Raw genomic sequence first — 15,026 nt, 5'->3', positions numbered from 1 at the left:
CTCGTCGACGCCCGCAAAAGCGGGTCAACGTACGCGAAATTCTGGAGGGGCGTAAACAACATCGACCAGCAGAGCTGGCCGATGCTTATAACGATCAGCCGTAATTAAACGACTGGAGCACGCCAGTCATCGGAACCCGAAGTACCGGATACTTCGTGGGTCCAGGTGATTTTGCGGTAGGTGAACTGCACTTCTTCCAGGTGGGTGAAGTGCGCGTTGCCTGGATCCTGGCAGTTGTGCATTTTGTTGTTGATGGCGACGATGATCGCGTCTTCCAGTTTGGTGGTGTAGTAGTGCTCTTGGGTGCCTTGCGCCGAAGTGCGGTACCACTGGATAACGATTTCGCTCATGCGCTCGCCGGAAGTCAGTGCTGCTTGCAGCAGTGGCGAAGCCTTGTCGTAGACCTTGGTGATCACAACTGGCTTGTGAACGCGCTGACCGGTTGGCTGACCGGATTGCGGGTCACGCGGGATGATCACGTCGTGGGTGAAAGCCTGAACCATGACCTGGTCTTCGTGGCCTTCCTGGTAGGTGTTGCCTACGGAGTCAGCGGTGAATGCGCCTGCAGTGATCAGGCCTTGTTTTTCGCCGGTAACCGACATGTACGCTGGTGTTGCCATGGGGTGCTCTCCTTGCGGATAAATTTAAGGTGCCCGGGAGGCGAAATCGCCCGGTGGGTGCCTGACTGTTATCAAGGAGCGTGCCAGGTTTGCTGAAGTGCCCGGGCGGCGGGAGCGGAGCCGTGGTTTGGGGGCGCTTGGGGCGATTTTCAGCGTGGAAATCAGAAGAAAGTGCGCAAGAAGTTGCGCAGTACTGCGCAACTTCTTGCGCACTTGGCTGCAGGCCTTGCCCGGCGTGGTCTGCAGAGGATTTACCTGCTGAAATATTACGACCTACTGCGCAACTTCTTGCGCAGTAGGGTATTTTTCGAGACCGTGGTGTCTGCTTCGCGAGCAGGCTCACTCCTACATGGGATTTGTGTAAGGTCCCGGCGCTTGCGTCCACCGCGAAACCTGGGAGCGAGCCTGCTCGCGAAGGCGTCTGTTCAGGCGAATCATTGTTGACTGACTCACCGCTATCGCCAGCAGGCTGGCTCCCACAATGGATTCGTGTGTTGCCCCGGCGCTTGCGTCCACTGCGAAACTGTGGGGCCTCAGTTTGGTGGCAGCCGCAGGGGCGCGGCAGGGATGAGGGTTAGAAAGCGTCTTATAAATGAAACAGCGCGCTCGGCTATACTCCCCGCATTTCGATCAGGCACCGAGGAATCACTGTGAAGAACTGGACGTTGCGCCAACGCATTTTGGCGAGCTTTGCGGTGATTATCGCCATCATGTTGATGATGGTGGTGCTCTCTTATTCACGGTTGCTGAAGATCGAGGCCAGTGAAAACAGCGTGCGCGACGATGCCATTCCCGGCGTTTATTACAGCTCGATGATTCGCGGCGCGTGGGTCGACAGTTATTTGCAGACCCAGGAATTGCTGGGCCTGAAGGAAGGGCAGGGCATTTCCAGCGAAGACGCTGCGGACTACAAGGCTTTCGAGAAACGCCTGCAAGAGCAGATGGCCAACTATCGCAAGACCATGGCAACCGATGAGGACCGCTCGGAGTTCGCCCTGTTCGAAAAATACCATGACGCCTATATCGACATTCAGAATGCTGTGCTCGATCTGCACAGTCGCAAACTGGAAGCCGAGGCGATCAAGCTGTTCACCGAAAAGCTGACCCCGGCCTGGTACACCGGGCGTATGAAACTCAATGACATCATTGGCGAAAACAAGGTTGTCGCGGATACAGCCATGGCCAACATCGACGACGCGGTGGCCGCCGCCAAGGTCAGCATGGTCATTTCCCTGCTGGTCGCGGTGCTGGCCGCCGGCCTGTGCGGTCTGTTGCTGATGCGCGCGATCATGGCGCCGATGAACCGCATCGTCACGATCCTCGAAATCATGCGCACCGGCGACCTCAGTTCGCGCCTGAATCTTGATCGCAAAGACGAGTTCGGCGCCGTTGAAACCGGCTTCAACGACATGATGACCGAACTGACCTCGCTGGTTTCCCAGGCGCAGCGCTCATCGGTGCAGGTGACCACCTCGGTGACCGAGATTGCCGCCACCTCCAAGCAACAACAAGCCACCGCCACCGAAACCGCCGCGACCACCACCGAAATCGGTGCGACCTCGCGCGAGATTGCCGCCACTTCGCGAGATCTGGTGCGCACGATGACCGAAGTCTCCACCGCCGCCGATCAGGCCTCGGTGCTCGCCGGCTCCGGCCAGCAAGGCCTGGCACGCATGGAAGACACCATGCACTCAGTGATGGGCGCCGCCGATCTGGTCAATGCCAAACTGGCGATCCTCAACGAGAAGGCCGGCAACATCAATCAGGTGGTGGTCACCATCGTCAAAGTCGCCGACCAGACCAATCTGCTGTCGCTCAACGCTGCCATCGAAGCCGAGAAGGCGGGTGAATACGGGCGTGGGTTTGCCGTGGTCGCCACCGAGGTGCGGCGTCTGGCCGACCAGACCGCTGTCGCCACTTACGACATTGAACAAATGGTCCGCGAGATCCAGTCGGCGGTGTCGGCCGGGGTGATGGGCATGGACAAATTCTCTGAAGAAGTCCGTCGCGGCATGTCCGAAGTGCAGCAGGTCGGCGAGCAGTTATCGCAGATCATTCATCAGGTGCAGGCGCTGGCGCCGCGGGTGTTGATGGTCAACGAAGGCATGCAGGCCCAGGCCACCGGCGCCGAGCAGATCAACCATGCGCTGGTGCAGTTGGGCGACGCCAGCAGCCAGACCGTCGAATCGCTGCGCCAGGCCAGTTTCGCCATCGACGAACTGAGCCAGGTGGCCGTCGGGCTGCGCAGCGGCGTTTCGCGATTCAAAGTCTGATGAACGAAGTCATCGCCAAGCGCGATGTGACGCCAGTGACGAAACCGGCATTGTTTCTGCTGTTTCGCATCGGCAGCGAGCGTTACGCCCTGCGCGCCACCGAGGTGGCGGAAGTCTTGCCGCGCGTGGCGTTGAGGCCGATTGCCCGGGCGCCGCATTGGGTCGCCGGGGTGTTTGCCTATCGCGGCGCGGTGGTGCCGGTCATCGACCTCAGCGCCTTGACCTTCGGCCAGCCTGCCGAGGCGCGCACCAGCACGCGGCTGGTGCTGGTCAACTATCGCCCGGATGATGCGGACTCGGCGCAATGGCTCGGGCTGATTCTCGAGCAGGCCACCGACACCCTGCGATGCCATCCTGAAGATTTTCAGCCTTACGGCCTCGATAACCGCGACGCGCCGTACCTCGGTCCGGTGCGCGAAGACGCCCAGGGGCTGGTGCAGTGGGTGCGGGTCAATGACTTGCTCGACGAGTCGGTGCGCGCCTTGCTGTTCCCCGATCCGCCGCGCGACCCGGCGCAGCTTGAGGCGCAGGCATGAGCGCTGATCAGCGGTTTTTCGACTTTCTCAAAGAGCGCATCGGCCTCGATGTGACGTCGGTCGGCCCGGCGATCATCGAGCGTGCCGTGCGCCAGCGCACCACGCTTTCGCAGGCGACTCATAGCGATGACTACTGGCAGTTGCTGCAAGGTTCGCGAGATGAACAGCAGGCGCTGATCGAGGCGGTGATCGTGCCAGAGACATGGTTTTTCCGTTATCCGGAATCCTTCGCCACGCTCGGCAAACTGGCGCGCGCCCGGCTTAAAGAACTGAATAACATGCGCGCGTTGCGCATCCTCAGCCTGCCGTGCTCCACCGGCGAGGAACCCTATTCGATTGCCATGGCCCTGCTCGATGCAGGATTGCAGCCGCATCAATTCAAGGTCGACGGCATGGACGTCAGTCCGATTTCGGTAGAGAAGGCGCGGCGTGCGCTGTACGGCAAGAACTCGTTTCGCGGCCAGGATCTGGATTTCCGCGAACGGCATTTTTTCGCCGAGCAGGATGGCCACCGGGTCAATGAAAACGTGCGCGAGCAGGTGCGCTTGCAGGTCGGTAATGTGCTCGATCCGACGCTATTGGCCAGTGAGCCGGCGTTCGATTTCGTGTTCTGCCGCAACCTGCTGATCTACTTCGACCAGCCGACCCAGAAGCAGGTGTTCGAAGTGCTCAAGCGCCTGACGCATTTCGACGGCGTGCTGTTTATCGGCCCCGCCGAGGGTAGTCTGCTCGGCCGCCTGGGCATGCGCTCGATCGGCATTCCCCAGTCGTTCGCGTTCAGCCGTCACAGCGAACCGCACCCCGAGCCGCTGCCGACACCGAAACCGATCGCCGTGCCGATCAGCCAAGCGCTGCGCAATCCGCCGCCAGTGCCGGTTATGCGCAGTCGCCCGTTTGCTGCCGTGACACCATTGCCGACCGTTCCGAAAGCCGCGAATCCGGACGCCGCCAGCTTGCTGGCGCACATCGCTGCGCTGGCCAACGAAGGCAAAAGTGCCGAAGCGCGCGCCGCTTGCGAACAATACCTGCGCAGCCATGAGCCAGTGGCACAGGTGTTTTACTGGCTCGGACTGCTCAGCGATGTCGCCGGCCTGACCCTCGAAGCCCAGGGTTTCTACCGCAAGGCGCTGTACCTCGAACCGCAACACCCCGAAGCGTTGGTGCACCTGGCGGCGTTGTTGCAGGCCCAGGGCGACACGGCGGGTGCCCTACGATTGCAGGAGCGTGCCGCCCGCAGCGGCCGCACCGCCGACAGTGAGCGCAAACGATGATCGCGTCCGACTCTTTCAACGTCACCCACGAAGACGCCCGCGCCATCGACGACTGCTGGAATCGCATCGGCATTCATGGCGACAAGTCTTGCCCGCTGCTCGAAGAGCACATTCATTGCCGTAACTGCTCGGTGTATTCCGCCGCCGCCACGCGTCTGCTCGACCGTTACGCGTTGCAGCAGGACGAGCGCGACCCGGTGGCCAGCGCCGTGGAGACGGACGTAAAGACCCGCTCGCTGCTGATGTTTCGCCTTGGCGAGGAATGGCTCGGGCTGGCCACGCGCAGTCTGGTGGAAGTCGCGCCGATGCAGGCGATTCACTCCTTGCCGCACCAGCGCTCGCGAGCTCTGCTGGGCGTGGCCAACGTGCGTGGCGCGCTGGTCGCGTGCCTGTCGCTGGTCGAATTGCTCGATCTGGACGCCAATGTCGCGCCGACCACTAGCGCGCGGATCATGCCGCGCATGCTGATCATCGCTGCCCATGGTGGGCCAGTGGTGGTGCCGGTGGATGAGGTCGACGGTATTCATGCCATCGACGAGCGCATTCTCGCTGCCGCCTCGCAATCCGCTGCCCAGGCCAGCGCCAAATACACTCGCGGTGTCCTGCAATATCGCGGTCGCAGCCTGCGCTGGCTCGACGAAGAACAGTTGCTGTCCGCCGTGACCCGGAGCCTGACATGACCCCCGAGCAAATGCGCGACGCCTCGCTGCTCGAGCTGTTCGGCCTTGAAGCCGAGGCCCAGACCCAGGTCCTCAGCGCCGGGCTGCTGGCGCTGGAACGCAATCCGACCCAGGCCGATCATCTCGAATCGTGCATGCGCGCGGCGCACTCGCTCAAAGGCGCAGCGCGGATCGTCGGCATCGACAGCGGCGTCAGCGTCGCCCATGTCATGGAAGATTGTCTGGTCAGCGCGCAGGAAGGGCGCCTGCTGCTGCGTCCCGAGCATATCGACGCATTGTTGCAGGGCACCGATTTGCTCATGCGCATCGCTACCCCGGCGAACGCGCCGCAACCGCCAGACATCGAGGCCTATGTGGCGCTGATGGCGCGGTTGCTCGATCCGTCGGCAGCCCCGGCAGCAGCGCCTGTCGTCACGCCGCCGATGGCCGAGCTGCAACTTGAGCCCGTGCCAGTGCCGGTGCCGGCGGTGCAAACGGCTGTCGAAGCTGCCGAGCCGGCGCCGCGCAAAAGCAAACGCACCGCTGAAGGCGGCGAGCGCGTCTTGCGCGTGACCGCCGAACGCCTGAACAGCCTGCTCGATCTGTCGAGCAAATCGCTGGTGGAAACCCAGCGCCTCAAACCGCATCTGGCGACCATGCAACGCCTCAAGCGCATGCAGAACAACGGCCTGCGCGCGCTGGAAAACCTCAACGTGCACCTCAAGGAACACGCCTTGAGCCTTGAGGCGCTGGAAGCCCTAGAAGACGCGCGCCGTTTGCTCGCCGAATCGCAACAACTGCTCAGCGAGAAAAACGCCGAGCTCGATGAATTTGCCTGGCAGGCCAGCCAACGCGCGCAAGTGCTTTATGACACGGCGCTGGCCTGTCGCATGCGCCCGTTCGCCGACGTCCTAAGCGGCCAGGTGCGCATGGTCCGCGACTTGGGGCGAAGCCTCGGCAAACAGGTGCGCCTGGAGATCGAGGGCGAGAAAACCCAGGTCGACCGCGACGTGCTGGAAAAACTCGAAGCGCCGCTGACGCACTTGCTGCGCAACGCGGTCGATCACGGCATCGAAACGCCCGAACAACGCTTGCTCCAAGGCAAGCCGGAAGAAGGCCTGATTCGCCTGCGCGCCTCGCATCAGGCCGGTTTGCTGGTGCTGGAACTGAGTGACGACGGCAACGGTGTCGACCTGGAAAAGGTCCGCCGCAGCATCGTCGAGCGGCAGTTATCCCCAGCCGAAACCGCTGCGCAGTTGAGCGAGGAAGAACTGCTGACCTTCCTGTTCCTGCCCGGTTTCAGTCTGCGCGACAAGGTCACCGAAGTGTCCGGTCGTGGCGTCGGCCTCGATGCGGTGCAGCACATGGTCCGCCAGTTGCGCGGTGCCGTGGTACTGGAGCAGACGGCGGGCGAGGGCAGCCGCTTCCACCTGGAGGTGCCGTTGACGCTGTCGGTGGTGCGCAGTCTGGTGGTGGCCGTCGGTGAAGAGGCTTATGCCTTTCCGCTGGCGCACATCGAACGCATGTGCGATCTGGCGCCGGAAGACATCGTTCAAATCGAAGGCCGCCAGCATTTCTGGCACGAAGGACGGCATGTCGGGTTGGTCGCGGCCAGTCAACTGCTCAATCGCCCGGCGAGCCAGAACAGCGGCGAAACCCTCAAGGTCGTGGTGATTCGCGAACGTGATGCGATCTATGGCGTGGCGGTCGAGCGTTTCATCGGCGAGCGCACCCTGGTGGTGTTGCCGCTGGATGAGCGGCTGGGCAAGGTTCAGGATATTTCCGCCGGCGCCTTGCTCGATGACGGCTCGGTGGTGCTGATCGTCGACGTCGAAGACATGCTGCGCTCGGTCGACAAACTGCTCAACACCGGGCGCCTGGAGCGTATTGCCCGCAACGGCAATCAAGCCGCGGAAGCTGCGCGCAAACGGGTGCTGGTGGTCGACGACTCCCTGACCGTGCGCGAACTGCAACGCAAACTCCTGCTCAACCGAGGTTACGACGTCGCGGTAGCGGTCGACGGCATGGACGGCTGGAATGCCCTGCGTTCCGAGGACTTCGACCTGCTGATCACCGACATCGACATGCCGCGCATGGACGGCATCGAACTGGTCAGCCTGCTGCGCCGCGACAACCGTTTGCAATCGCTGCCGGTGATGGTCGTCTCGTACAAGGATCGCGAAGAAGACCGGCGCCGTGGACTGGACGCCGGCGCCGACTATTATCTAGCCAAAGCCAGTTTTCATGACGACGCCCTGCTTGATGCAGTGGTCGAGCTCATCGGGGGAGCGCGGGCATGAGGATCGCAATCGTCAACGACATGCCGCTGGCGGTGGAGGCGCTGCGCCGGGCGCTCGCCTTCGAGCCGGCGCATCAGGTGGTCTGGGTTGCCCGCAACGGCGCCGAGGCGGTGCAACTGTGCGCCGAAAACACCCCGGATCTGATCCTGATGGACCTGATCATGCCGGTCATGGACGGTGTCGAAGCGACGCGCCGGATCATGGCTGAAACCCCTTGCGCCATCGTCATCGTCACCGTCGACCGCCAGCAGAACGTGCACCGCGTCTTCGAAGCCATGGGCCACGGCGCGCTGGATGTGGTCGACACCCCAGCCGTTGGCGGCAGCAACCCGCAGGAAGCAGCGGCGCCGTTGCTGCGCAAGATCCTCAATATCGGCTGGCTGATCGGCGACAAGGCGCCACGCGCGCGGCCGGTGCCGACGACCCAGCGCAGTTCTGCCTCACGTCAGCGCCTGGTGGCGATTGGTTCGTCTGCTGGCGGCCCGGCAGCGCTGGAGGTTCTGCTTAAAGGTTTGCCCAAGGATTTTTCGGCAGCGATCGTGCTGGTCCAGCATGTCGATCAGGTGTTCGCTGCCGGCATGGCCGAATGGCTGGCCGGCGCCAGTGGCCTGGACGTGCGTCTGGCCCGCGAAGGTGAGCCACCGCAAAGCGGCGCGGTGCTGCTGGCCGGGACCAATCACCATATCCGCTTGCTCAAGAACGGCACGCTGGCCTACACCGCCGAACCGGTCAACGAAATCTACCGGCCCTCGATCGACGTGTTTTTCGAGAGCGTTGCCAATTACTGGAATGGTGACGCCGTCGGGGTTTTATTGACGGGGATGGGGCGCGACGGCGCGCAAGGGCTTAAGCTCATGCGCCAACAGGGTTATTTGACCATCGCCCAGGATCAGCACAGCAGTGCGGTGTACGGCATGCCCAAGGCCGCCGCGGCCATTGATGCCGCCGTGGAAATCCGTCCACTGGAACGAATAGCGCCACGATTGCTGGAGATTTTCCCCAAATGAACAGGTATATCCGCAATCCTGGCCCCCGCAGCACTCAGGTGACCGCCCATGAATGATTTACAGATCGACGACATCAAAACCGACGAAAACGCCGCCATGGTGTTGTTGGTGGACGATCAGGCGATGATCGGCGAAGCGGTGCGCCGTGGGCTGTCGAGCGAAGAAAACATCGACTTCCACTTCTGCTCCGATCCGCAGCAAGCCATCGCCCAGGCCGTGCGCATCAAGCCGACGGTGATTTTGCAGGATCTGGTCATGCCCGGCCTCGATGGCTTGAGTCTGGTGCGCGAATACCGCAATCATCCGGCGACCAAGGATATCCCGATCATCGTCCTGTCGACCAAGGAAGACCCGTTGATCAAGAGCGCGGCGTTCTCCGCCGGGGCCAACGATTATCTGGTGAAACTGCCCGACACCATCGAACTGGTGGCGCGCATCCGCTATCACTCGCGCTCCTACATGACCCTGCTGCAGCGCGATGCCGCTTACCGGGCGCTGCGGGTCAGCCAGCAGCAATTGCTCGACACCAATCTGGTACTGCAACGGCTGATGAACTCCGACGGCCTGACCGGGTTGTCCAATCGCCGACATTTCGATGAATACCTGGAGCTGGAGTGGCGCCGCTCGTTGCGCGATCAAAGCCAGTTGTCGTTGCTGATGATCGATGTCGATTACTTCAAGTCGTACAACGACAGTTTCGGTCACGTCGAGGGCGATGAAGCCTTGCGCAAGGTCGCGGCGGCGATCCGCGACGCCAGCGCGCGGCCATCGGATCTGCCGGCGCGTTATGGTGGCGAGGAGTTCGTATTGGTGCTGCCGAACACCTCACCGGGCGGGGCGCGGCTGGTGGCGGAGAAGCTGCGCCAGACGGTGGCGGCGCTGAAGATTCCGCACAATACTCCGGCGGCCGGCGACAGCCTGACCATCAGCATCGGTCTGGCGACCATGGTGCCGCAGGCCGGTAGTGACTGCCGCTTGTTGATTTCGGCGGCGGATCGCGGGTTGTATCTGGCCAAGAACAATGGGCGCAATCAGGTCGGGATCGAGTAAACGCTCTCCCTCACCCCAGCCCTCTCCCTGTATGTACCGGACACATGGTGGACAGGTGTTCGGAGACATGGTGGACACTTTTTAATAGGCACATTGCTCATCATCAAGGAGATGACCTGTGTCCTGGCAAGAGGCATCCACCATGCAACTTCGTACAGAGTTTGTGCATTTAGCTCGGCAAGAAGGAGCGAATGTTCGGCAGCTTTGCCGTCGATTCAATATCAGCCCAAGTACTGCCTACAAATGGCTCAACAGGTTTGAAATATCAGGTGTAGAGGGGTTGCACGATCAGTCCCGTCGACCGAAAACATCACCGAAACGTTGTGCTGATGAGGTTGAGCAGCGGATTCTGACCATGAGTCAGCGATACGAGGCCTGGGGTGCCCGCAAGCTCAAGCGCGTGCTGGAAGATGAAGGCGCTGTGATGCCCTCTGTCAGCACTGTGCATGCGGTTTTGCAGCGTCATTCGCGTGTTGATCCAAAGGCTACCGAGATCAAACCATTTATCCGCTTTGAGCACGAAGCGCCTAACGATCTATGGCAGATCGACTTCAAGGGACATTTCAGTCTGAGCCACGGACGCTGCCATCCATTCACAATACTGGACGACCACTCACGCTTTTCGCTATGCATTGCCGCATGTGCCAATGAACAGCGCCAAACTGTACAAGACCATCTAATCCGGACGTTTCGACGCTACGGCCTGCCGTTGCGCATGACGATGGACAACGGCTCGCCATGGGGCGATCAGACTGGCGTTTATACTGCGCTGGAAGTCTGGCTGATGAGCCAGGGCATTAAGGTCGGTCACTCCCGGCCTTATCATCCTCAGACTCAGGGAAAACTGGAGCGCTTCCACCGCAGCCTGAAAAATGAAGTCCTGCAAGGCCGGTTTTTCACCGATCTCGACGACGCACAACGGGCGTTTGATACCTGGCGCGACATCTACAACCAAAAACGCCCTCATCAGGCGCTGGGCATGGCGGTGCCGGCGGCTCGTTACAGTGGCAGCCCAAGGGAATATCAGGAGCGACCGGCGGAACCGGAGTACAGCGACGCGGATGTGGTCAGGAAGGTACAGGTGGGAGGCGAAATCTTTTGGAGGAATCGGGAATACAAGATTGGAAAGGCTTTTTATGGCAGGTGCATAGCGATCAGGGAGACGACGGAGGACGGCATCCACGATGTCTACTGGAGTAGACATCGTGTCGCTCGAATCGACTTGAACTTGCAGGTCGTGACGGCAGGTAAGAAGATCTAAAACCGTCCACCATGTCTCCGAACATGTGTCCACCATGTCTCCGGTACATACACTCCCAGGGGGAGAGGGGGCCGACCGAGGTGTCTCGGATTCTGCATCGACCTGCTCCACCGAGTCGATTATGGATCTTTGAGCTTGGCGATTATGGATTCAGCTAAGCCATTCAAGTCGGCGTAGCTCTCGAATATCCCCCAATCGGTCCCCTCTCCCTCCGGGAGAGGGCTAGGGTGAGGGCAGGCAATCTCGACGCAGACAGAAACCTCAGATGATTCACCCCCACAGCCGCCAGACGGGCTGCCGCGCCAGCCTGATTACGTTATACTCGCCGGCTTTCAAAAGTTCGCCAACGAGTGCTGCCCGTCATGGAAATCAACCCGATCCTGAACACCATCAAGGACCTGTCCGAGCGCTCCGAAACTATTCGGGGGTATCTTTGACTACGATCAAAAGCATGAGCGTCTGACCGAGGTCAATCGCGAGCTTGAAGATCCGAGTGTCTGGAACAAACCTGAATACGCCCAGGAACTGGGCCGCGAGCGCGCTGCGCTGGCGCAGATCGTCGATACTCTCGATGAACTGAACGCCGGTCTGGCCGATTGCCGCGACCTGCTGGACATGGCCGTCGAAGAAAACGACGAAGGCGCAGTCGGTGATGTCGTCGCCGAGCTGGCCCGTCTCGAGGAAAGTCTGGCCAAGCTGGAATTCCGCCGCATGTTCAGCCATGAAATGGACCCGAACAACGCCTACCTGGACATCCAGGCCGGTTCCGGCGGTACCGAAGCGCAGGACTGGGCCAACATCCTGCTGCGCATGTACCTGCGCTGGGCTGACAAACGCGGTTTCGAAGCGACCATCATGGAACTGTCCGCCGGTGAAGTCGCCGGTATCAAAGGCGCGACCGTGCACATCAAGGGTGAATACGCCTTTGGCTGGCTGCGTACCGAGATCGGCGTGCACCGTCTGGTGCGCAAGAGCCCGTTCGACTCCGGCAACCGTCGCCACACCTCGTTCTCGGCGGTGTTCGTCTCGCCAGAGATCGACGACAAGGTCGAAATCGAAATCAACCCGGCAGACCTGCGCATTGACACCTATCGTTCCTCCGGTGCCGGTGGTCAGCACGTAAACACCACCGACTCGGCCGTACGTATCACTCACGTACCGACCAACACCGTGGTCAGCTGCCAGAACGAACGTTCCCAGCACGCCAACAAGGACACCGCCATGAAAATGCTGCGGGCCAAGTTGTACGAGCAGGAAATGCAGAAACGCAACGCCGCCTCGCAAGCGCTGGAAGACACCAAGTCCGATATCGGCTGGGGTCACCAGATTCGCTCCTACGTGCTCGATGCGTCGCGGATCAAGGATCTGCGCACCAACATCGAACGCAGCGATTGCGACAAGGTGCTCGACGGCGACATCGACGAGTACCTGGAAGCCAGCCTGAAATCGGGCCTGTAACAGACGCCAACACAGGATCGACCGTTTCCGCTCGATCCCTGTAGGAGCCAGCCCGCTGGCGATCCCCGGACCGCAGGGTCCGGGGGCAACGAACCTGATGGAATATCTAAAGACATGAGCGACCAACAACTCGACCCGCAAGCCCTGCAACAGGAAGAAAACTCCCTGATCGCCTTGCGCAAGGAAAAGCTTGCTGCCGAGCGCGCCAAGGGCAATGCCTTCCCGAACGACTTCCGCCGCGACAACTACTGCGATGCCTTGCAGAAACAGTACGCGGACAAGACCAAGGAAGAGCTGGCAGAGGCTGCAATCCCGGTCAAGGTTGCCGGTCGCATCATGCTCAACCGTGGCTCGTTCATGGTGATCCAGGACATGACCGGGCGCATCCAGGTCTACGTCAACCGCAAGACCTTGTCGGAAGAAACCCTGGCCGCGGTGAAAACCTGGGACATGGGCGACATCATTGCTGCTGAAGGCACCCTGGCGCGCTCCGGCAAGGGCGACCTGTACGTTGAAATGACCAATGTGCGTCTGCTGACCAAGTCGCTGCGTCCGCTGCCGGACAAGCACCACGGCCTGACCGACACCGAACAGCGCTACCGTCAGCGTTACGTCGATCTGATCGTCAACGAAGACGTGCGCCAGACCTTCCGCGTGCGTTCGCAAGTGATCGCGCACATCCGCAGCTTCCTGATGAAGCGCGACTTCCTCGAAGTCGAAACGCCGATGCTGCAGACCATCCCGGGTGGCGCTGCCGCCAAGCCGTTCGAAACCCACCACAACGCGCTGGACATGGAAATGTTCCTGCGTATCGCGCCGGAGCTGTATCTGAAGCGTCTGGTAGTCGGTGGTTTCGAGAAAGTCTTCGAGATCAACCGCAACTTCCGTAACGAGGGCGTTTCGACGCGTCACAACCCTGAATTCACCATGTTGGAGTTCTATCAGGCCTACGCCGATTACGAAGACAACATGGACCTGACCGAAGAACTGTTCCGCGAGCTGGCGCAGTTGGTGTTGGGCAGCACCGACGTGCCGTACGGCGACAAGGTGTTCCACTTCGGCGAGCCGTTCGTGCGTCTGTCGGTGTTCGACTCGATCCTCAAGTACAACCCTGAGCTGACTGCCGATGACCTGAACGACATCGACAAGGCCCGCGCCATCGCCAAGAAGGCCGGCGCCAAGGTGCTGGGCTTCGAAGGTCTGGGCAAACTGCAGGTGATGATTTTCGAAGAACTGGTCGAGCACAAGCTGGAACAGCCGCACTTCATTACCCAGTACCCGTTCGAAGTGTCGCCACTGGCCCGTCGCAACGACGACAACCCGAACGTCACCGACCGTTTCGAGCTGTTCATCGGCGGCCGTGAAATCGCCAATGCCTACTCCGAGTTGAACGACGCCGAAGACCAGGCCGAGCGCTTCATGGCGCAGGTGGCCGACAAGGACGCCGGCGACGACGAAGCCATGCACTACGACGCCGACTTCGTCCGTGCGCTGGAGTACGGCATGCCGCCAACGGCCGGTGAAGGGATCGGCATCGACCGTCTGGTGATGTTGCTGACCAACTCGCCGTCGATTCGCGATGTGATCCTGTTCCCGCACATGCGACCGCAAGCGTAAACGTTTCAGTTAAAAAGCCGCCTAAAACAGGCGGCTTTTTATTGCCTGTCTGGTACAAATGTATCAATTGGTTAATTTGGAATTAGTAGAGGAAGTGCTGTCGTGATGGGTGCAATAGCTCAAGAAGGTGCAGCGGGTATCGCCACTGCGGTCGCTGAAAGTGTTCAGTACCAGGGCCGCAAGGCCAGCCGACAGGGCAGTGAGCAGCGTCGCCAGGACATTCTCGACGCGGCCATGCGCATTGTCGTGCGCGACGGCGTGCGTGCCGTGCGCCACCGAGCGGTGGCGGCCGAGGCCGGTGTGCCGCTGTCGGCGACCACGTATTACTTCAAGGACATCGACGACCTGCTCACCGATACCTTCGCCCAATATGTTGAACGCAGTGCGGCGTACATGGCCAAGTTGTGGATCAACAACGAAGGCCTGTTGCGCGAAATGGTCGTCAGCGGCGATGGCAGCCCGGAGTCACGCTCGCAACTGGCCGACGACATCGCGCGGCTGATGGCCGACTACGTGCACCGGCAACTGATCAACCGCCGCGAGCATCTGATGGCCGAACAGGCGTTCCGCCAGGAAGCGCTGCTCAACCCGCGTCTGGCGATTCTGGTGCGCTCGCATCAGCAGATTCTGTTGCAGGGCACCTGCCAGTTGTTTCAGGTATTGGGCTCGCGCGAACCGCAGCAGGATGCCAAAGTGTTGACGGCGATTATCGGACGGATGGAATATCAGGGCCTGCTCAACGACGCCGAGCCTTTGGCCGAAGAGGACATGCTCGGCATCCTGACGCGGTATATGCACCTGGTGCTCGCCTCGGTCTGATCCGCGGATGTTTTTAATCGTTCCTCACGCTCCGCGTGGGAATGCCGCCTGGGGCGCTCTGCGTCCCTCGCCGAGATGACGCAGAGCGTCAGTGGACGCATTCCCAAGCAGAGCGTGGGAACGATCGATGAAAAGCAGCTGTTCATAAGGAGTCT

The 15,026-nt window shown here is 60.9% G+C and carries 12 protein-coding genes; 11 read left to right on the top strand and 1 reads right to left on the bottom strand.

Features of this window, described 5'->3' with window-relative positions; genetic code table 11:
- Positions 1 to 104 precede the first annotated feature (104 nt).
- Positions 105 to 620: an Hcp family type VI secretion system effector gene (locus J3P75_RS22415; RefSeq protein ID WP_007949952.1), complete on the bottom strand. Its 516-nt coding sequence runs from the start codon at positions 618 to 620 to the stop codon at positions 105 to 107.
- Positions 621 to 1,270: 650 nt separating this feature from the next.
- On the opposite strand from J3P75_RS22415, the gene J3P75_RS22410 reads away from it, so the two are divergent.
- The 11 genes from J3P75_RS22410 to J3P75_RS22360 all read left to right on the top strand — a co-directional run bounded on the left by J3P75_RS22410 (position 1,271) and on the right by J3P75_RS22360 (position 14,871).
- Complete coding sequence (locus J3P75_RS22410) at positions 1,271 to 2,893, top strand: methyl-accepting chemotaxis protein (protein WP_434708220.1); 1,623 nt, start codon at positions 1,271 to 1,273, stop codon at positions 2,891 to 2,893.
- Complete coding sequence (locus tag J3P75_RS22405; RefSeq protein ID WP_434708219.1) at positions 2,893 to 3,429, top strand: chemotaxis protein CheW; 537 nt, start codon at positions 2,893 to 2,895, stop codon at positions 3,427 to 3,429. The genes J3P75_RS22410 and J3P75_RS22405 overlap by 1 nt, the downstream gene beginning before the upstream one ends.
- Entirely contained in the window at positions 3,426 to 4,700 is a 1,275-nt protein-coding gene (locus J3P75_RS22400) for a CheR family methyltransferase (RefSeq protein WP_434708218.1), read from the top strand. The genes J3P75_RS22405 and J3P75_RS22400 overlap by 4 nt, the downstream gene beginning before the upstream one ends.
- The gene (locus J3P75_RS22395) at positions 4,697 to 5,380 is read left to right on the top strand and encodes a chemotaxis protein CheW (RefSeq protein ID WP_434708217.1); all 684 of its coding nucleotides are present in this window, start codon (positions 4,697 to 4,699) and stop codon (positions 5,378 to 5,380) included. Before J3P75_RS22400 ends, J3P75_RS22395 begins: the two co-directional genes overlap by 4 nt.
- Positions 5,377 to 7,659 (top strand): hybrid sensor histidine kinase/response regulator, encoded by a 2,283-nt coding sequence (locus tag J3P75_RS22390; protein WP_434708216.1) that lies wholly within the window; start codon positions 5,377 to 5,379, stop codon positions 7,657 to 7,659. The genes J3P75_RS22395 and J3P75_RS22390 overlap by 4 nt, the downstream gene beginning before the upstream one ends.
- A complete protein-coding gene (locus J3P75_RS22385) occupies positions 7,656 to 8,666 on the top strand; it encodes a chemotaxis response regulator protein-glutamate methylesterase (protein WP_434708215.1) in 1,011 nt (336 codons plus the stop codon). The genes J3P75_RS22390 and J3P75_RS22385 overlap by 4 nt, the downstream gene beginning before the upstream one ends.
- Positions 8,667 to 8,714: 48 nt before the next feature.
- Positions 8,715 to 9,716, top strand: coding sequence for a response regulator (locus J3P75_RS22380; RefSeq protein WP_090281963.1), 1,002 nt, complete (start codon positions 8,715 to 8,717; stop codon positions 9,714 to 9,716).
- A gap of 118 nt (positions 9,717 to 9,834) precedes the next feature.
- On the top strand, positions 9,835 to 10,977 hold the full coding sequence (locus tag J3P75_RS22375) for an IS481 family transposase (protein ID WP_434707542.1): 1,143 nt from the start codon (positions 9,835 to 9,837) through the stop codon (positions 10,975 to 10,977).
- Positions 10,978 to 11,339: 362 nt separating this feature from the next.
- A protein-coding gene (gene prfB / locus J3P75_RS22370) for a peptide chain release factor 2 (protein WP_157720869.1) occupies positions 11,340 to 12,435 on the top strand; the annotation gives its coding sequence in 2 pieces (ribosomal slippage) (positions 11,340 to 11,411 and positions 11,413 to 12,435; 1,095 coding nt in all).
- Positions 12,436 to 12,549: 114 nt separating this feature from the next.
- Positions 12,550 to 14,052, top strand: coding sequence for a lysine--tRNA ligase (lysS, locus tag J3P75_RS22365; protein WP_090281964.1), 1,503 nt, complete (start codon positions 12,550 to 12,552; stop codon positions 14,050 to 14,052).
- Positions 14,053 to 14,157: 105 nt separating this feature from the next.
- Positions 14,158 to 14,871 (top strand): TetR/AcrR family transcriptional regulator, encoded by a 714-nt coding sequence (locus tag J3P75_RS22360; protein WP_093104335.1) that lies wholly within the window; start codon positions 14,158 to 14,160, stop codon positions 14,869 to 14,871.
- Positions 14,872 to 15,026: the final 155 nt, after the last annotated feature.

The organism is Pseudomonas sp. R1-1, assembly GCF_051132135.1.
Taxonomy (GTDB): Bacteria; Pseudomonadota; Gammaproteobacteria; order Pseudomonadales; family Pseudomonadaceae; genus Aquipseudomonas.
The sequence above is the reverse complement of the archived record's forward strand: the minus strand, read 5'-3'. Positions and strand labels throughout refer to the sequence as shown.